Annotated in this window: 14 protein-coding genes; 9 read left to right on the plus strand and 5 right to left on the minus strand. The window is 64.6% G+C overall.

Annotation, left to right across the window (positions count from 1 at the left end):
• Nucleotides 1-33 precede the first annotated feature (33 nt).
• A complete protein-coding gene (locus tag BUB39_RS01660; RefSeq protein ID WP_073051308.1) occupies nucleotides 34-1,413 on the plus strand; it encodes a methylmalonyl-CoA mutase family protein in 1,380 nt (459 codons plus the stop codon).
• The gene (gene scpA, locus BUB39_RS01665) at nucleotides 1,410-3,569 is read left to right on the plus strand and encodes a methylmalonyl-CoA mutase (protein WP_073051309.1); all 2,160 of its coding nucleotides are present in this window, start codon (nucleotides 1,410-1,412) and stop codon (nucleotides 3,567-3,569) included. The genes BUB39_RS01660 and scpA overlap by 4 nt, the downstream gene beginning before the upstream one ends.
• Nucleotides 3,570-3,652: 83 nt before the next feature.
• On the opposite strand, the gene BUB39_RS01670 is transcribed toward scpA, so the two are convergent.
• Nucleotides 3,653-4,225, minus strand: coding sequence for a fasciclin domain-containing protein (locus BUB39_RS01670; protein ID WP_139251308.1), 573 nt, complete (start codon nucleotides 4,223-4,225; stop codon nucleotides 3,653-3,655).
• Between the two features lie 352 nt (nucleotides 4,226-4,577).
• On the opposite strand from BUB39_RS01670, the gene BUB39_RS01675 reads away from it, so the two are divergent.
• Nucleotides 4,578-5,756, plus strand: a complete 1,179-nt coding sequence (locus BUB39_RS01675) for an aminotransferase (RefSeq protein WP_073051311.1) — start codon at nucleotides 4,578-4,580, stop codon at nucleotides 5,754-5,756.
• Between the two features lie 4 nt (nucleotides 5,757-5,760).
• Here the strand turns inward: BUB39_RS01675 and BUB39_RS01680 are convergent, their stop codons facing one another.
• The 3 genes from BUB39_RS01680 to BUB39_RS01690 form a co-directional block, all read right to left on the minus strand.
• Nucleotides 5,761-7,269: a PAS domain-containing sensor histidine kinase gene (locus tag BUB39_RS01680; protein WP_210187012.1), complete on the minus strand. Its 1,509-nt coding sequence runs from the start codon at nucleotides 7,267-7,269 to the stop codon at nucleotides 5,761-5,763.
• A 107-nt stretch (nucleotides 7,270-7,376) separates the two neighbouring features.
• A complete protein-coding gene (locus tag BUB39_RS01685; RefSeq protein ID WP_073051313.1) occupies nucleotides 7,377-8,093 on the minus strand; it encodes an anti-sigma factor in 717 nt (238 codons plus the stop codon).
• Nucleotides 8,083-8,649, minus strand: coding sequence for a sigma-70 family RNA polymerase sigma factor (locus BUB39_RS01690; RefSeq protein ID WP_244540119.1), 567 nt, complete (start codon nucleotides 8,647-8,649; stop codon nucleotides 8,083-8,085). Before BUB39_RS01690 ends, BUB39_RS01685 begins: the two co-directional genes overlap by 11 nt.
• 132 nt (nucleotides 8,650-8,781) lie before the next feature.
• Between BUB39_RS01690 and BUB39_RS01695 the strand changes: the two genes are divergently transcribed.
• Nucleotides 8,782-10,593 carry an ABC-F family ATP-binding cassette domain-containing protein gene (locus BUB39_RS01695; RefSeq protein ID WP_073051314.1) on the plus strand — a complete coding sequence of 604 codons (1,812 nt, stop codon included), beginning with the start codon at nucleotides 8,782-8,784 and terminating at the stop codon, nucleotides 10,591-10,593.
• 9 nt (nucleotides 10,594-10,602) lie between these two features.
• On the opposite strand, the gene BUB39_RS01700 is transcribed toward BUB39_RS01695, so the two are convergent.
• On the minus strand, nucleotides 10,603-11,649 hold the full coding sequence (locus tag BUB39_RS01700) for a LacI family DNA-binding transcriptional regulator (RefSeq protein ID WP_073051315.1): 1,047 nt from the start codon (nucleotides 11,647-11,649) through the stop codon (nucleotides 10,603-10,605).
• 200 nt (nucleotides 11,650-11,849) lie between these two features.
• Here BUB39_RS01700 and BUB39_RS01705 point away from each other — a divergent pair, with 200 nt between their 5' ends.
• The 5 genes from BUB39_RS01705 to BUB39_RS01725 all read left to right on the plus strand — a co-directional run bounded on the left by BUB39_RS01705 (nucleotide 11,850) and on the right by BUB39_RS01725 (nucleotide 16,878).
• Nucleotides 11,850-13,091 (plus strand): ABC transporter substrate-binding protein, encoded by a 1,242-nt coding sequence (locus tag BUB39_RS01705; RefSeq protein ID WP_073051316.1) that lies wholly within the window; start codon nucleotides 11,850-11,852, stop codon nucleotides 13,089-13,091.
• 100 nt (nucleotides 13,092-13,191) lie between these two features.
• Nucleotides 13,192-14,079, plus strand: a complete 888-nt coding sequence (locus tag BUB39_RS01710; RefSeq protein ID WP_073051317.1) for a carbohydrate ABC transporter permease — start codon at nucleotides 13,192-13,194, stop codon at nucleotides 14,077-14,079.
• On the plus strand, nucleotides 14,076-14,969 hold the full coding sequence (locus tag BUB39_RS01715; RefSeq protein ID WP_425292884.1) for a carbohydrate ABC transporter permease: 894 nt from the start codon (nucleotides 14,076-14,078) through the stop codon (nucleotides 14,967-14,969). The genes BUB39_RS01710 and BUB39_RS01715 overlap by 4 nt, the downstream gene beginning before the upstream one ends.
• 3 nt (nucleotides 14,970-14,972) lie before the next feature.
• Nucleotides 14,973-16,061 carry an ABC transporter ATP-binding protein gene (locus tag BUB39_RS01720; protein ID WP_073051319.1) on the plus strand — a complete coding sequence of 363 codons (1,089 nt, stop codon included), beginning with the start codon at nucleotides 14,973-14,975 and terminating at the stop codon, nucleotides 16,059-16,061.
• A 61-nt stretch (nucleotides 16,062-16,122) separates the two neighbouring features.
• Nucleotides 16,123-16,878, plus strand: a complete 756-nt coding sequence (locus BUB39_RS01725; protein ID WP_073051320.1) for a sugar phosphate isomerase/epimerase family protein — start codon at nucleotides 16,123-16,125, stop codon at nucleotides 16,876-16,878.

Raw genomic sequence — 16,878 nt, forward strand, 5'->3', positions numbered from 1 at the left:
GACGGCGTTCGGCACCAAGCTTGGGAGCGGGTCATGCAGGACAATTCGGCCGGCGCATGGCCGGCGCCTAATGAGGGTGACTGGCGTCGCCTCGTCGAGGCGTCCCTCTCCGGCAAGCCGATTTCGGGCTTAGCGGCGGAGATCGAACCGGGCATCTCGATCGACGCGCTGATGGCGGCATCGGCAGCGCCGCCGCTCTCGTCGCGTGGCGGCAAGGCCTGGACGAGGCTGCAGCGGCTCGGACGCGCGGCGAGTGCCGAGACCATCGCAGCCGCTCTCGCAACAGGCGCCGACGGGTTCGACATCATCGTCGCAGGCTCGGCAGCAGACTATGGCGACGGGCTGACGCCGGCGGAGCTCGAGGCACTTCTCGCCGATGCACCCCTCGATCGCTGCCGCTGGCGCTTGTCGACGGGGTCCGATGGGGAAGCCTGCGCAACGATTGTCGACGCTGCGGCCACGGCGGGTCGACTCGATCCGCAATTGCTGTCGATCTCCTTCGGACTGGACCCGCTCGGCGCCATCGCCAACGGACAGGCCGATAGCGAGGATCTGCAGACGTTGCCAACGCTCGTCGCCCGTCTCGCCGAACGCGGCTATGCTGGCCCATTCGCCAGCGCCGATGCCCGCCTCGTCCATAGTGCCGGCGGCACCCCGGCCATGGAACTCGGCTATGCCCTTGCCGCGCAGCTGGCTTTGTTGCGCGAACTGATCGACGGCGGGCTTCCCGACGACATTGCAGTCGGCGCTGTCGATGTCGCGCTTTCTGCCGACGAGGAGCAGTTCGTTACCATCGCCAAGTTCCGCGCCATGCGGCTGCTGCACGCTCGCCTGTTGGCGGCCGGCGGCCTGCCGCGCCGGCGCCTCTCGCTGCATGCCGAAACCAGCTGGCGCATGCTGGCGGCCGAAGACATGCATTCCAACCTGATCCGCACGACGATCGCTGCGCTCGCCGCTGGCCTTGGCGGCGCCGACTCGTTGTCGGTGCTGCCGTTCACCTCGGCGATCGATTCGCATGATCCAGAGGCCGGGCGGCTTGCCCTGACGACACAGGCCATCCTGATCGAGGAAGCGCGGCTTGCCCGCGTCGCCGATCCGGGCGCAGGCTCCGGCACCATCGAGACGCTGACGCTGGCGCTTGCCGAGGACGGCTGGCGACGGTTCCAGGAGATCGAACGCGACGGCGGCCTCGCCGATGCCGCTGCCGGCAAGCGTCTGCGGGCCGAGATCGCGGAGGCCGCTGAGCGGCGACAGGCAGCGCTCGCATCCGGCACCGGTGCAATTGTCGGCGTCACGCATTTCCGCGCCGACGTCGCGGCACGGCAGGAGCCCCGCAGCGTCGGCTCATCCTTCGAAACCACAGGTCTTCGCCCCAGACGCACGTCAGCGCCCTTCGAAAGCGCCGCTTCATGAGCCTGCTGCCCGACTTCACCCGCATTTCATTCGCCGTCGAGCCGCTCGAAGATGTGGACGAGCGCGCGCCGTCGGCCATGACGGCCGAGGGCATCGCCATCCGCGGCAGCTATGGCCCCGCCGAGCGCGCCGCTGCGGGCTTCGCCGAGACATATCCCGGCTGTCCGCCATTCCTGCGCGGTCCCTACCCGACGATGTATGTCCAGCAGCCCTGGACGATCCGCCAATATGCGGGTTTCTCGACCGCGGAGGCTTCGAACGCCTTCTATCGGCGCAATCTTGCCGGGGGGCAGATGGGCCTTTCGGTCGCCTTCGATCTCGCCACGCATCGCGGCTATGACAGCGATCATCCGCGCGTTGCCGGCGATGTAGGCATGGCTGGCGTCGCGATCGATTCGATCCTCGACATGCGCCAGCTCTTCGACGGCATTCCGCTCGACAAGATGAGCGTGTCGATGACGATGAACGGCGCCGTGCTGCCGATCCTTGCGCTCTATATCGTCGCGGCCGAGGAACAGGGCGTGCGGGCGGATCAGCTTGCGGGCACGATCCAGAACGACATCCTCAAAGAGTTCATGGTCCGCAACACCTATATCTATCCGCCCGAACCCTCGATGCGGATCATCTCGGATATCTTTGCCTTCACGTCGCGCGAGATGCCGAAATTCAACTCGATCTCGGTGTCGGGCTACCACATGCAGGAAGCCGGCGCGACGGCCGATCTGGAGCTCGCCTACACGCTCGCCGATGGTCTCGATTATATCGCTGCAGGCGTTGCGGCGGGTCTCGACGTCGACCGTTTCGCGCCGCGCATTTCTTTTTTCTGGGCCATCGGCACGGACTTCTTCATGGAAGTCGCCAAGCTGCGTGCCGCGCGCATGCTGTGGTCGCGCCTCGTCGCCGAGCGCTTCAACCCGAAAAGCGCCAAGTCGCTTGCTCTCAGAGCGCACTGCCAGACGTCCGGCTGGTCGCTCACGGCGCAGGATGTCGCCAACAACATCGTCCGCACGGCGATTGAGGCCATGGCGGCGGTCGAGGGCGGCACGCAGTCGCTTCACACCAATGCCTTCGACGAGGCGCTCGCGTTGCCGACGGACGCGTCGGCCCGCATCGCACGAAACACACAGCTGATCCTGCAGCACGAAAGCGGAATCACGCGGTTCATCGACCCCTGGGGCGGATCGCATTTTGTCGAGACGCTGACGGCCGATCTCACTAAGCGCGCGCTGGAGCACATCGCCGAAGTTGACGCGCTCGGCGGCATGGCCAAGGCGATCGCCGCCGGCATACCAAAGCGGCGAATCGAGGAGGCGGCGGCACGGACTCAGGCGCGCATCGATGCCGGTGACCAGACGGTCGTCGGTATCAACGCCTATCGGCGCGACAACGAGGCGGCCGTCGAGGTGCTGAAGATCGACAATTCCGCAGTCCGGGCGGCGCAGATCGAAAAACTTGAGCGGCTGAAGCGCGAGCGCGATAACGAGGCGACGCTTCGTACGCTCGCAGCGCTCACCGAGGCCGCACGCGGGGGTGGCAATCTTCTCGCCGTCTCGATCGAAGCTGCACGGGCCGGCGCTACCGTGGGGGAAATCAGCGCCGCGCTCGAAACCGTTTTCGGCCGCCACGAGGCGACACCGAGCGTCATCAAGGGCGTCTATGCCGGCGAGAGCTCGGCCGGGGATGCCATCGCCCATGTCCGCGCTCTGACAGAGGCGTTCGCGGAAAACGAAGGGAGCAAGCCGCGCATCCTCGTAGCCAAGGTCGGCCAGGACGGCCATGACCGCGGCCAGAAGGTGGTCGCGTCCGCCTTCGCCGATCTAGGCTTCGACGTCGAAATCGGACCGCTGTTCCAGACGCCAGAGGAAGCCGCGGACGAGGCCATCGCCGGCGACGTCCATATCGTCGGCATCTCATCTCTCGCCGCCGGACATCTCACGCTGGTCCCCGCCCTGAAGCGGGCTCTCGATGCGGCCGGGCGTGGCGATATCATGATCGTCGTGGGAGGCGTCATCCCGAGCCAGGATTTCGAGACGCTGCGCGCGGCGGGAGCGGAGGCGATCTTCCCGCCGGGAACAGTCATCACCGAGGCGGCCGCGGATCTGCTGGAACGCCTCAATGCACGGCTCGGCTATGCGCAGGCGCCACCCGCCGCCTGAATGGCGAACGCCGCCCCGGCGCATTGCGTCGGGACGGCTCCACCTCGGGCTGGCGCGGGTGATCAGCCCTTGGCAGTCGTCGATCAGCCCGGCAGAAGCACGGTGTTGATGACGTGGATCACGCCATTGGACTGCATGACATTCGGGATGGTGATCTTGGCCTTGTCGCCCTTGGCGTCGACGACGGTGATGGTCTTGCCCTTCACCATGAAGGTCAGCGTTTCGCCATTCACGGTCTTGTATTCAGCCTTGCCATTCATCTTCTTCGCGGCCGCCATGATATCAGCGGCGGTGACCCGGCCCGGAATGACATGGTAGGTCAGGATGCTGGTCAGCATCTTCTTGTTGGCAGGCATCACGAGCGTATCGACGGTGCCGGCCGGAAGTTTGGCGAAGGCTTCGTTGGTCGGCGCGAACACCGTGAACGGGCCCGGGCCGGACAGCGTGTCGACAAGGCCGGCTGCCTTGACCGCCGCGACCAGCGTCGTGTGATCCTTCGAATTGACGGCGTTCTCGATGATGTTCTTCGAGGGATACATCGGGGCGCCCCCGACCATCACAGTCTTTGCCGAGGCAGGCGCCTCGAAGGCAACGGTGCCGGTCAATGCGACGACGGCAATGGCGGCCGCGCGAGCCAGGGTGGTCATGCGAGACATGCTTTATCCTCCGGTTGAATTTTCATCGGCTCGACGAGCCGCTATGTAGATCAGGAAGCAACGATACGCGGCGAATGCCAAATTCGACAGACAATATCTACCCGCTCAGGGAAACGATGCTCCCTGTTCTCAAACCAGTTCTCGAAGAGGATTTTTCGCCCGCTCAGTGAGCCGTGTCGTTGCTTACAATGACTGATACGAGCCTCCGAACGGACTGGTTTCAATCTGGAGCGAAAAAACGTTCACGAGCGCGTGATCAACGTCCATTCCAAACACGGGGCGACGCTGAGCATCGCTTTGCTTGCGCACCCCTTGGGGCGGACATAATGTCCGCCGCCGAGCGGAGAATTTCATGAAGCCGACGAACCCTGTCTATACCGGCCTGCCGACGACGATCTTCGAGGTCATGTCGCGGCTCGCCATCGAGCACAAGGCCATCAATCTCGGACAGGGCTTCCCGGATGTCGACGGGCCCGAGGATGTGCGCCGCTTCGCGGCCGAAGCCTTGCTGGCAGGCCCCAACCAATATCCGCCGATGATGGGCGTTCCGGAACTGCGCGAGGCCGTCGCGGCATCGAACGCACGCTTCTATGGGCTCGATGTCGACTGGAAGAGCGAGGTTCTGGTCACATCAGGGGCGACCGAAGCGCTATCGGACATCATCACGGCGCTGATCGAGCCGGGCGACGAGGTGGTTCTGATTGAACCGCTTTACGACTGCTACCTTCCGCTCGTGCGCCGCGCCGGGGGCATCCCGCGCCTCGTGCGCATCACCCCGCCGGAATGGAAGCTCGATACCGCCGCGCTGGAAGCGGCATTTTCGGAGCGCACCAAGGCGATCCTGATCAACAATCCGATGAACCCCGCCGCCAAGGCCTTTTCGCGCGAGGAACTCGCCGTGATCGCCGAGCTCTGCGTGCGACATGACGCCTATGCGATCTGCGACGAGGTCTATGAACACATCCTGTTCGACGGCCGCCCGCATATTCCCCTGATGACGCTGCCCGGCATGCGGGAGCGCGCGATCCGCATCGGCTCGGCCGGCAAGACGTTTTCGCTGACGGGCTGGAAGGTCGGCTATGTTACCGCCGCACCCGCCCTGCTCGATCCGATCGCCAAGGCGCATCAGTTCACGACCTTCACGACGCCGCCCAATCTCCAGAAGGCCGTGGCGTTCGGGCTCGGCAAGACCGACGGCTATTATGGCGAGCTTTCAGGCGCGCTTGCCGCCAAGCGGGATCGCCTTTCGGCGGGACTGACGCGGCTCGGCTTTGACGTCGTCCCCTGCGGCGGGACCTATTTCGTCACGGCGGACGTGTCGTCGCTGGGGCTCGTCGGTGGGGATGTCGAAATCTGCCGGCAGATGACGCTTGAGGGCGGCGTCACTGCGGTTCCCGTGTCGGCCTTCTATGCGGGTGAAGCGCCGTCGAATTTCGTGCGCTTCTGCTTCTCCAAGCGCGACGAGGTTCTTGATGCGGCACTCGATCGGCTCGGGGCATGGCTTGGCAACCGCAGTCGGGCCGTAGCCTGAACCGTCAGCGCGAGAGACGCTCGCGCGACATGACGAGTCGCGCATCGAGACCCGTTTCTGCCCACTTGAAATCGATCGAGCCAGCGAGCTGGCCGACGATGCTCATGCTGGCGAGCCGGCTGCCGAAACCCTGATGACGCGGCGGTCCTGTCACCGACGGCCCGCCGCTCTCGACCCAATCGAGCTCGAGCTTGTTGTCGTCGAAGCGGGCCGTCACATCGAGACGGCCCTTCGCCGTCGAGAGGGCGCCATATTTGGCCGCGTTCGTCGCCAGCTCGTGCAGAACCAGGGCAAGGCTCGTCGCAGCGGCCACCCCGATTTCAACCGGTGGGGCGGTGAGCGTGAACTGCTCCGGGAAATACAGATGCGGCGTCAGGATCGCGGTAAAGAGATCGGCGAGCGTCGTCTGTTCGGTATGGCCAACCTCTGCAGTGATCGCCGGGCGGATCAATTCATGCGCCGCGGCAAGCGCAACGAGACGGCCGCGCAGCACTTCCGCCATTTCGTTGACATCGGCGGCTGACCGCGCCGTCATCGTGACCATGCCGGCAATCACTGCGAAGGTGTTCTTGATGCGGTGATGCAGCTCGCGGATCAGCAGGCGCCGCGCTTCCTCGGCATTCTTGCGATTGGTGATCTCGACAGCAGCGCCAGAGAGGCGCGCCGGCTGGCCATCAGCATCGGCGAATCCAGTGCCGCGGACCATTACCCAGCGAACCCGCCCGTCGCGGCCGATCAGCCGGTGCTCGATCGAAAGGTCGCCACCACTGGCGGCGACGCGCTGTGTCTCCTCCTCGACATAGGCGCGATCGTCGGGATGGACATGTGCATCGAACTCGGCCCTGGGGGCGCCCATCGAAGCGCGCGCCGGATCCACGCTGTAGAATTCGGCGAAGCGCGCATCGGTGAACATCAGGTTCGTGTCGAAATGCCAATCCCAGATGCCGATGACCCCTGCCGAGTTCAGCGCTTGCCGGAATCGCTCCTGCTCGCTCCGCAATTCGTCCTGGGCGACGTGCAGCGACGTCACCTCCGATACGACTGCAAACACAGCAAGGACATCGCCGTTGTCGTCGCGGAGAGGGCTATAGCTTAAGTCGAACCACGTCTGTTCTGGAAAGCCGTTGCGCGTCAGCGTCAGCGGCGTGTCGCGATAGGCGAGGCTTTCGCCAGCAAAGCCCACCTCAAGGACATTGCGATTGAAGTCGGCAGCCTCGGGCCAAGTCGTCAGCACACTGGTACCAAGAGCCGCCGGATGACGCTTGCCGCAGGTCTCCGCGTAGGCCTCGTTGTAGATGAGAGTCCCCTGTCGGCCGCATAGCAACGCCATGCCCGGCTTGGCGGCCAGAACCATCGAGACGGCCGATTTCAAGGATGCGGACCAGCCCTCGATCGGGCCAAGCTCGGTCCGGCTCCAGTCATGCGCTGCAATCAGGGTGCCCATCCCGCCGGAGTGTCGAAGAAACGTCGGCAGGCTGTGCGATCCCGAATGCGGCGCGACCTCTTCAAGCATCGTCATTCCCAACCACTGATGTCAGCGCCAACATCCAATGCAACGCCAACCCCGACATTGGGTTGCCTTCCAAGATCAATGCCACGGGAATTGACCATGAGATGGTTTCATTCGGCGGGCAGCAATGTGCCGATATAGACCACGGGACCGGTGGCTTGGCCCGTGGGAGAACCGCCCTTCGGCTCGACGGAAATGGCGAGGCGCTCACCGGGTTTCAGCGAGACGTCGAGAGGTTTCAATTCGCGCTCGCTGTCGGCGACGCCAAGAGAGACCGTCGGCCCGCTCTCAGGCACCTTCCAAAGTTCGAAGCTCTTGTCAGGCGGCGGTGCCGTGCCGACGCGGCGAAGTCGGATGGTGCCGGCCCCGGTATCGACCGACGCAACGAAAGCCGGAGCGCCACCCTCCCCGCCCAGAACCGCGACATAGCTCGTCGCTGGTGCTAGTGGCGCCGGTGCCAGTGCTTCGCGAGCAACGACGACGGCGAGCAACGCCGCGGCAATGCCGACCATGCCCGTCGCGACGCGCCAGCGCTTAAGCGACCGTTCGAGGTGAATCACCTGCCCGACCCCGGCATCGCCGCCGATCCGGCCGGCGATTGCGCCCCAGACGCGATCGGCGGGGACGAGTTCTCCGGCGGCAGCATCGAGCGGGGCAAGCCGTTCGGCCCATTCGGCAACCGCCGCCGCCATGTCGGGCTCGCGCAGCATGCGCGTCTCGACGGCACGGCGCTCGGCCCGACTGAGCGTGCCGACGACATATTCGGCCGCCAGCGCGTCGACGTCGTCGTCAAACGGCCCAGACCCTGTTTCGTCGTCAACGGCCACCGAGGCACTCCTTCAGCGCGATCAGGCTGCGGCGCAGCAGCGTCTTCACCGTCGCCACCGGCTTGTCGAAGCGGCGCGACAACTCCTCACGGCTCCAGCCCTGGCAATAAGCGAGCACCACCATGCTGCGACGATCCTCGCCAAGGGCTTCGAGGCATCGCTGCAGCTGCCGGCCCGCGAGACTGTCCGTGATCGTGGACGGACCGGCCAGCCGCTCCGCCAGTTCTTCGTCGATCACCACAGCCGCCGCCGACACCCGCTCCGCCCCGCGGCGAACCGCATCGATGGCTGCATGGCGCGCGATCGTCGTCATCCATGTCACCGGCGAGGCAAGGGCCGGATCAAAGCGATCGGCATGATTCCAGATCCTGAGAAACGCTTCCTGCAACGCTTCTTCCGCCGCGGCCTCGCTTCCAGCTATACGGCGGATGACCGCGAAGAGTTTCCGCGATGTCTGGTCATAGAGGCGACGAAACGCGGCTTCGTCACCATGGGCGACTGCCGACATCAAGGTGTCGAGTTCGCCTGCCGGCGTCTCACGCACAGCTTCGATCAAATCGCCTCTCCCCTGGCCGACACTGTCGCCCGAAGTTTTTTAGTGCGCTTCCACCCCGAGGACCATGGGGCGGCGAGCGAATTCCCGCTACGGCGCTTGCCTCGGACATGCCTGCACCCTTACATCGCGCCCATGGCTCCTCCCCTTCTTCTGCTCCAGGACATCCGCCTCACCTTCGGCGGCCGCCCGCTGATCGAGAATGCGTCGCTTTCGGTATCGCCCGGCGAACGTCTGTGCTTCGTCGGCCGCAATGGCTCCGGCAAGTCGACGCTGCTCAAGATCGCCGCCGGCACGATCGAAGCCGATGCCGGTACACGCTTCGTCCAGCCCGGCGCGACGCTGCGATATCTGCAGCAAGAACCTGACCTTTCGGGCTTCGCGACGACCCGCGCCTATGTCGAGGCAGGGCTCGGACCGGGCGACGACGCCTATCGCGCCACGATGCTGCTGGAAGCGCTCGGTCTGACCGGTGAGGAACAGCCGGCAAGCCTTTCGGGCGGCGAGGCGAGGCGCGCGGCGCTCGCCCGCGCCATCGCGCCGGAGCCGGATATCCTGCTGCTCGACGAGCCGACCAACCATCTCGACCTTCCGGCCATCGAATGGCTGGAAGAGACGTTGCGTGGCATGCGCTCGGCGCTCGTCCTCATCAGCCATGACCGCCGCTTCCTCGAAAGGCTGTCCAAGGCGACGCTATGGCTCGACCGCGGTAATACGCGGCGCCTCGAGCAGGGCTTCGCCGCCTTTGAGGAATGGCGCGATGCCGTTCTGCACGAGGAGGAGAAGGAGCGCGAGCGGCTCGATCGCAAGATCTCGCAGGAGCTCGACTGGGTTCGTTATGGCGTCACAGCGCGGCGCAAGCGCAATATGGGCCGCCTTCGCAAGCTCGAAGGATTGCGCACCGAACGGCGCGAACAGCGCGGCGCGGTCGGCCAGGTCAAGCTGGTCGCAACGGAGGGCGAGCTTTCCGGCAAGTCGGTGATCGAGGCGCGCGGCATTTCGAAGTCGTTCGGCGAGCGGGCGATCGTGCGCGACTTCTCGATGCGCATCCAGCGCGGCGACCGGATCGGCCTCGTCGGCGCGAACGGTGCGGGGAAGACGACGCTGCTCAACCTGCTCACCGGAGCGCTTTCGCCCGATACCGGTTCCGTGAAGCTCGGTACCAACCTTGAAATGGTGACGCTCGACCAGAAGCGCGACAGTCTCGATCCAGCGATGACGCTCGCCGAGGCCCTGACCGACCGGCGCGGCGACACTGTCATCGTCAATGGCGAGGCGCGCCACGTCATCGGTTATATGCGCGATTTCTTGTTCCAGCCCGAACAGGCGCGCGCGCCGATCACGGCGCTTTCCGGCGGCGAGCGCGGCCGCCTGATGCTGGCACGTGCCCTCGCCCGCCCGTCGAACCTGCTAGTGCTCGACGAGCCCACCAATGATCTCGACCTCGAGACGCTGGATCTGCTCGAAGAACTCCTCGACGACTATCCCGGCACGATCCTGCTCGTCAGCCACGACCGCGACTTCCTCGACCGCGTCGCGACCTCGGTGATCGTTGCCGAGGGCGACGGCCGCTGGACCGACTATGCCGGCGGCTATTCCGACATGCTGGCACAGCGCGGGGCGGCGGCGCCGCAGCGCGCCGTCAACAAGGCGGAGCCGAAGCCAGCCAAAAAGCCGTCCGAGGCCCGCGGGGCGACCACGACGAGCCGTGCCAAGCTTTCCTTCAAGCAGAAGCACGCGCTGGAAACGCTCCCCGCCCGGATCGAGCAGCTATCAACCGAAATCGCCAAGCTCGAAGCGACGCTCGCGAAGCCCGGCCTTTATTCCAACGATCGCAAGACATTCGACACCGCCTCCGCCAGGCTTTCAGCCGCGAGCGCCGAGCGCGCGGCGGCGGAAGAGGAATGGCTGACGCTGGAAATGTTGAAGGAAGAACTGGGCGGCTAGAGCTGCTGCCTAGAGCCTTCTGACACTCTCGCGGATGATCAGTTCGCAGGGTAGGCGCAGATGCGTCCGTGGCAGTGTCTCGCCCTTTGCCATCATCCGACGCAACAGATCGTGGGCGGCAAGACGGCCAAGCTCGGTTCGCGGCTGCCGCATCGTCGTCAGCGCCGGATCATAGTGCTCGGCATACTCCGTGTCGTCGAAGCCGGCGACAGATACATCGCCGGGCACGGAGACGCCGTGGTTCTTGAGGCCGCGCATGAACCCGAGCGCGATTTCGTCGGCGGCGGCAAAGACGGCCGTCGGGCGCGCGCCCGCCGCAAGATAGTCGGAAACCGCCCGGTCGCCCGATACGAAATCGAAATTGCCCGCGCCGCGCCAGACGAGGCTTTCATCAAGCGCAAGGCCGGCCCCGGCATGGGCATCTCGGAAGCCGGCAAGGCGCTCATGCGATTCGAGGCTGCCTTCGGGGCCGACGATATGCGCGATGCGGCTGTGGCCTTCCGCGATCAGATGTCGAACCAGCGTCGCCGACGCCAGGCGATTGTCGACATCAAACACCGAGAACTGATCGGTGCCGGGAATGTCGGAAAACATTAGTGAGATCGGCACCGATTCTGGGATAGCCACAAATTCCTCGTCGCGCGGAACATTGCCGGTAATGACGAGGACGCCGTCGACCTGTCCACCGCGAATCAACCGTGCGTAATGGGTCTCGCGGCTGCGGCTTTGCCGGGCATAGCCGACGAGCACTCCATAGCCCTTGCTCGAAAAAACCTCCTCGAGCGCGTCCAGGACCGGGGTGAAGAACGAGTTGCCGAGGCCCGGCAGCAGCACCAAAACCATGCGCGTCGCCTTGGCGCGCAGCGACCGCGCTGCAGCATTCGGCGTGTAGCCCGTCTCGCGGATCGCTGAAAACACAGCTTCGCGCGTCGCCTCTGCAACGCGGTCGGGCAGAGCAAGGGCACGACTCACGGTTGCCGTCGACACGCCGGCGAGCCTTGCAACGTCTTGAATCGTCACGGTTCGCGCGATCGACGCGATCTCGTCATCAGACATGGCCCCACCCGTCTCCTACCCCGTCGGCCGACTTTCTTTTGCGGTGCAAAATAAGTTGGCGTTGACAGCCGACCCAGGAAGCATACAGTAGATGTAATCGATTACAAGAATTCGGACGACCAGTATCTCGGGGAGAGAGGCGGCCGTCAGTCGTAATCGGCGTAGTGCAATTTCTGCGCCTGAACCTGGGAGGGATTCTGATGAAGCATATGACCAAGGCTATGTTTGGCGCTGCCGCTATGGTTGCGTTGATGGTCGGCTCGGCCGGTGCGGCTGAGAAGGCCGAAGTGATTCACTGGTGGACGTCGGGTGGCGAAGCCGCCGCGGTACAGCAGTTCGCAGCAGCCTTCAATGCGGCGGGCGGCGAATGGGTCGACGCGGCGGTGGCTGGCGGCGGCGGTGACGCGGCCCGTACGGCCGGCATCAACCGCATCGTCGGCGGCAACCCGCCGACCGCGATGCAGTTCAACACCGGCAAGCAGTTCGACGAACTCGTCACGCAGGGGCTCCTGTCGCCGCTCGACGATGTCGCCGACGCCGAAGGCTGGAAGCAGCACATCAATCCGCTGGTGCTCGCCGCCGTGACGCGTGACGGCAAGATCTACGCCGCGCCCGTGAACATCCACTCCAATATCTGGCTGTGGTATTCGCCCGCTGCGCTCGAGAAGGCCGGCGCCAAGGCTCCGACCAACTGGGACGAGTTCTTCGCAGCCGGCGACAAGCTCAAGGCCGCGGGCATTGTCCCGGTCGCCCAGTCGGGCGATGCCTGGACGCAGGTGCTGACCTTCAACAACGTGCTGATCGGCGCGGGCGGCAAGGACCTTTACTACAAGATCTACAAGGATCTCGACGTCGACGCCGTCAAGTCGCCCGAGTTCAAGAAGGTCGCCGATATCTTCGCGAAGCTGCGCGACTATACCGATAGCGGCATGCAGGGTCGCCAGTGGAACCAGGCGACCGCCATGATCGTCACCGGCCAGGCCGGCTTCAACTTCATGGGCGACTGGGCCAAGGGCGAAGTGATTGCCGCCGGCAAGACGCCGGGCACCGATGTCGGCTGCATCCCGGGCCTCGGCAATCAGGAATTCTGGATCGGCGGCGACGTCTTCGTGTTCCCGGTCAACAAGGATCCGGAAGCCACCAAGGCGCAGAAGCTGCTCGAGAAGGTCCTGCTTTCGCCGGAAGCTCAGGTCGCCTTCAACAACAAGAAGGGCTCGATCCCGGTTCGTGACGATGTCGACCTCTCCAAGGTCGATGCCTGCGCCGCCCAGGGCATTGCGCTCGCCAAGGCCGGCAATGTCGTCGAATCGACCGACATCCTGATCTCGCCGGACGTCTCGGGTTCGTTCACCGACGCGATCGCGAGCTTCTTCTCCGACAAGTCGAAGACCTCCGACGACTTCGTCGCCTCGATCGCTTCGATCGTCGAAGGCGCCAAGTAAAACGGCAACGGGGCGAGCGCACGACGCTCGCCCCAGCCCCTTCAGCGCGTGTTAGGCTGGCCCTGCCAGTCTATCGCCAGCGCTTGGCCGGAGGACCAGCATGAAACCGCGCTTTTTCCGCTCGATCGCGGCCCAGATCGCCCTGCTACCCGCCTGGCTGATCGTGATCTTCGCCTATCTCGGAACGATCGCCTGGACGATCCGGATCTCCTTCACCAGCACCAAGGTCTTTCCGACCTACGACTTCGTCGGCTGGAAACAGTATGAGCGGCTGTTTGCGACCGATCGCTGGATCATTTCCGGACAGAACCTGTTCATCTTTGGCGCCTGCTTCATCATCGGCTGCCTGATCTTCGGGTTTCTGCTCGCGGTCTTCATCGATCAGAAGATCCGCGCCGAAAGCGTCTTCCGGACCATCTTTCTCTATCCCTATGCCATGTCATTCATCGTCACCGGCCTTGTCTGGCAGTGGACACTGAACCCGACGCTCGGCGTGCAGCAGACGGTGCGCAACTGGGGCTGGCAGGACTTCACCTTCGACTGGCTGGTGCGCGGCGACCGCGCGATCTACGTGATCGCGATCGCGGGCATCTGGCAGGCTTCGGGCCTCGTGATGGCCATCCTTCTGGCGGGCCTGCGCGGCGTTGACCAGGAACTCTGGAAGGCCGCCAAAGTGGACGGCATCCCAACCTGGCGCGTCTATCTCCACATCATCGTGCCGATGCTCTCGCCGATGTTCGTGACGGCGACCGTGCTGCTCGCGACGGCGGTGGTGAAGGTCTACGACCTCGTGATTGCGCTCACAGGCGGCGGACCCGGCATTTCGACCGAAGTCCCGGCCAAGTTCGTCATCGACTATCTGTTCAACCGCCAGAATGTCGGCCTCGCGACCGCAGCCTCGACCGTGATGTTCGTCACCGTCCTCGTGGTGCTGGCGCCCTGGCTCTATTCGCAATATTTCCGCGGCCAGCGCGGGCGAGGTGCATGATGTCGACCACGACCATGGAACCGCAGGGTCCGCGTCCCTCGCGTATCACCCCGGCGCGGATCGGCGTCTACGCCTTCCTCGTCGTCTCCGCGGCGTTCTTCCTGCTGCCGCTCTATGTCATGGTGATCACCTCGATCAAGCCGATGGCGGAGATCCGCCTCGGCAATCTGTTTTCGTTCCCCCTGGCGCCGACCATCGAGCCGTGGATCAAGGCCTGGACCTATGCCTGCACCGGCGTGAATTGCGAGGGCATCAAGGTCGGCTTCCTGAATTCGTTCCGCATCCTCGTGCCGAGCGTCATCGTCTCGATCGCCCTTGGTGCGACGATCGGCTACGCCCTCTCCTTCTGGCGGCCAAAGGGCGCGAACTTCCTGTTCGCCGTGCTGCTGCTCGGCGCCTTCATTCCCTATCAGGTGTTCCTCTATCCGCTCGTCCGGATGCTCTCGACGGTCGGTCTCTATAATTCGCTGCCCGGCATCGTCGTGGTGCACACGATCTTCGGCCTGCCGCTGATGACGCTGTTGTTCCGCAATTTCTACGCGGGCATCCCGATCGATCTCTTCAAGGCGGCGCGCGTCGACGGCGGCGGGTTCTGGGCGATCTTCTTCCGCCTGATGCTGCCGCTCTCGACGCCGATCATCATCGTGGCGGTGATCCTGCAGGTGACCGGGATCTGGAACGACTTCCTGTTCGGCCTGATCTTCGCCGGGCGCGAGAATTTCCCGATGACCGTCGAGCTCAACAATGTCGTCAACACGACGACGGGCGAGCGCGAATACAATGTGAACATGGCGGCGACCATCCTGACCGCGCTGGTCCCGCTCGTCGTCTATTTCGTGTCGGGTCGCTGGTTCGTTCGCGGCATCGCCGCCGGCGCCGTGAAGGGGTAATCCATGGCCACCGTTTCCATCCGCGATCTCGAGATCGATTTCGGCACGCTGCGGGTCCTGCAGACGCTCAACCTCGACATCGCCGAAGGCGAGTTCATCGTCCTGCTCGGGCCATCGGGCTGCGGCAAGTCCACGCTTCTGAACGCCGTCGCCGGCCTCCTCGACGTCACCGCAGGTCAGATCTGGATCGGCGGCAAGAACGTCACCTGGGAGGAGCCGAAGGACCGCGGCATCGGCATGGTGTTCCAGTCCTACGCGCTCTATCCGCGCATGACGGTGAAGGGCAATCTCTCCTTCGGCCTCAAAATGGCGAAGACGCCGAGCGAGGAGATCGAGAAACGCGTCGCCAAGGCCGCCAAGATCCTGCAGATCGAGCCGCTGCTTAATCGCCGCCCCTCCGAACTTTCGGGTGGCCAGCGCCAGCGCGTTGCCATCGGCCGTGCGCTGGTGCGCGATGTCGAGGTGTTCCTGTTCGACGAGCCGCTCTCCAATCTCGACGCGAAGCTGCGCACCGAACTGCGCGTCGAGATCAAGCGGCTGCATCACGAGCTCGGCTCGACGATGATCTATGTGACGCATGACCAGATCGAAGCGCTGACCCTCGCCGACCGCATCGCCGTGATGAATGGCGGCGTGATCCAGCAATTGGCGAGCCCGAAGGAAATCTATCGGCGGCCGGTCAACCGCTTCGTCGCAGGCTTCGTCGGATCGCCGGGCATGAATTTCGTCGATGGCACGCTCTCGCTTGGCGCGGGCGCGCCAGGCTTCGTGCTCTCGGACGGAACCCGGCTCGACATCAGCGGCTACGAATTTTCAGGCAATGCCAAGGACGAGCAGCCCGCGACGATCGGCATCCGTCCCGAGCAGGTCGATCTCAAGGAAAAGGGCGAGGACGCGACCATCCTGCCGATCAGCCTCAATCTCGTCGAGCCGATGGGCGCCGACAGCCTTGTCTGGGGCCATGTTTCGGGAACACAGTTCGCGGTGCGCATCGATGGCGACGATCACGTCACGACACCCGTCACCGTCGACGCCTTCTTCTCGCCTTCGCAGGCATCGATCTTCGATAAAACCAGCGGCGCACGCCTCTGATTCCCCGGGCTCCGGAGCCTCGCTCCCCCGCCCCTCCACCGCTAGCTTCACGAGAGCCTTCATGCCGAAGCACAAGATTTCGTTCCAGCTCTATTCAGCCCGCAATTTTCCGCCGCTCGAGACGGTGCTCGAGGGTCTTGCGAAGATCGGCTATGACGCGGTCGAGCCCTATTATCCGCTCTATGGCGAGGATCCGGCGGGCTATCGCGCCAAGGTGGACGCGGTCGGCCTGGTGACGCCGACTTTCCATGCGCCGATGGACGGCGTGACCGGCGAGACGGCGCGCTTCATCGACATCGCCAAGACCATCGGTGCCCATACGATCGTCATCCCCTATCTCGGCGCCGAAGAGCGGCCTGTTGATGTCGATGGCTGGAAGAAGCTCGGCGAGAAGCTTGCCGCGACCGCAGTGACGGTGAAGGCTGCCGGCCTCGGCCTCGGCTATCACAACCATGATTTCGAGTATGCGACGCTGTCCGACGGCTCGCGCCCGATCGACCATCTGATCGGCAATGGCGTCGCTTCAGAGCTCGACCTCGGCTGGGTCGTTCGCGCCGGCAAGGACGCGGCACCGGAGATCGACAAGCTCGCCTCCGAGGTCATTGCCTTCCACATCAAGGATATCGCGCCGGCCGGCACGACCGCCGAGGATGGCTGGGCCGATGTCGGCCAGGGCGTCGTCGATTGGGCCGCGCTGTGGCCGCATATCCAGAAGGCGCCGAAGGCCGGCGTGCTCGTTGCCGAGCATGACAACCCGGCCGATTGGAAGCGCTTTGCCGAGCGCTCCTTCGCCGCCATCAAGTCCTTCGCCGTCTGA

Origin of the sequence: Kaistia soli DSM 19436, assembly GCF_900129325.1 — a bacterium.
Taxonomy (GTDB): Bacteria; Pseudomonadota; Alphaproteobacteria; order Rhizobiales; family Kaistiaceae; genus Kaistia; species Kaistia soli.

Excerpts from the sequence above, each read along its gene's own strand:
- BUB39_RS01675 (WP_073051311.1), top strand. The coding sequence starts at position 4,578 with ATGAAGCCGACGAACCCTGTCTATACCGGCCTGCCGACGACGATCTTC.
- BUB39_RS01715 (WP_425292884.1), top strand. The coding sequence starts at position 14,076 with ATGATGTCGACCACGACCATGGAACCGCAGGGTCCGCGTCCCTCGCGT.
- BUB39_RS01705 (WP_073051316.1), top strand. The coding sequence starts at position 11,850 with ATGAAGCATATGACCAAGGCTATGTTTGGCGCTGCCGCTATGGTTGCG.
- BUB39_RS01720 (WP_073051319.1), top strand. The coding sequence starts at position 14,973 with ATGGCCACCGTTTCCATCCGCGATCTCGAGATCGATTTCGGCACGCTG.
- BUB39_RS01700 (WP_073051315.1), bottom strand. The coding sequence starts at position 11,649 with ATGTCTGATGACGAGATCGCGTCGATCGCGCGAACCGTGACGATTCAA.
- BUB39_RS01680 (WP_210187012.1), bottom strand. The coding sequence starts at position 7,269 with ATGCTTGAAGAGGTCGCGCCGCATTCGGGATCGCACAGCCTGCCGACG.
- BUB39_RS01660 (WP_073051308.1), top strand. The coding sequence starts at position 34 with ATGCAGGACAATTCGGCCGGCGCATGGCCGGCGCCTAATGAGGGTGAC.
- BUB39_RS01670 (WP_139251308.1), bottom strand. The coding sequence starts at position 4,225 with ATGTCTCGCATGACCACCCTGGCTCGCGCGGCCGCCATTGCCGTCGTC.
- BUB39_RS01695 (WP_073051314.1), top strand. The coding sequence starts at position 8,782 with ATGGCTCCTCCCCTTCTTCTGCTCCAGGACATCCGCCTCACCTTCGGC.
- scpA (WP_073051309.1), top strand. The coding sequence starts at position 1,410 with ATGAGCCTGCTGCCCGACTTCACCCGCATTTCATTCGCCGTCGAGCCG.
- BUB39_RS01725 (WP_073051320.1), top strand. The coding sequence starts at position 16,123 with ATGCCGAAGCACAAGATTTCGTTCCAGCTCTATTCAGCCCGCAATTTT.
- BUB39_RS01710 (WP_073051317.1), top strand. The coding sequence starts at position 13,192 with ATGAAACCGCGCTTTTTCCGCTCGATCGCGGCCCAGATCGCCCTGCTA.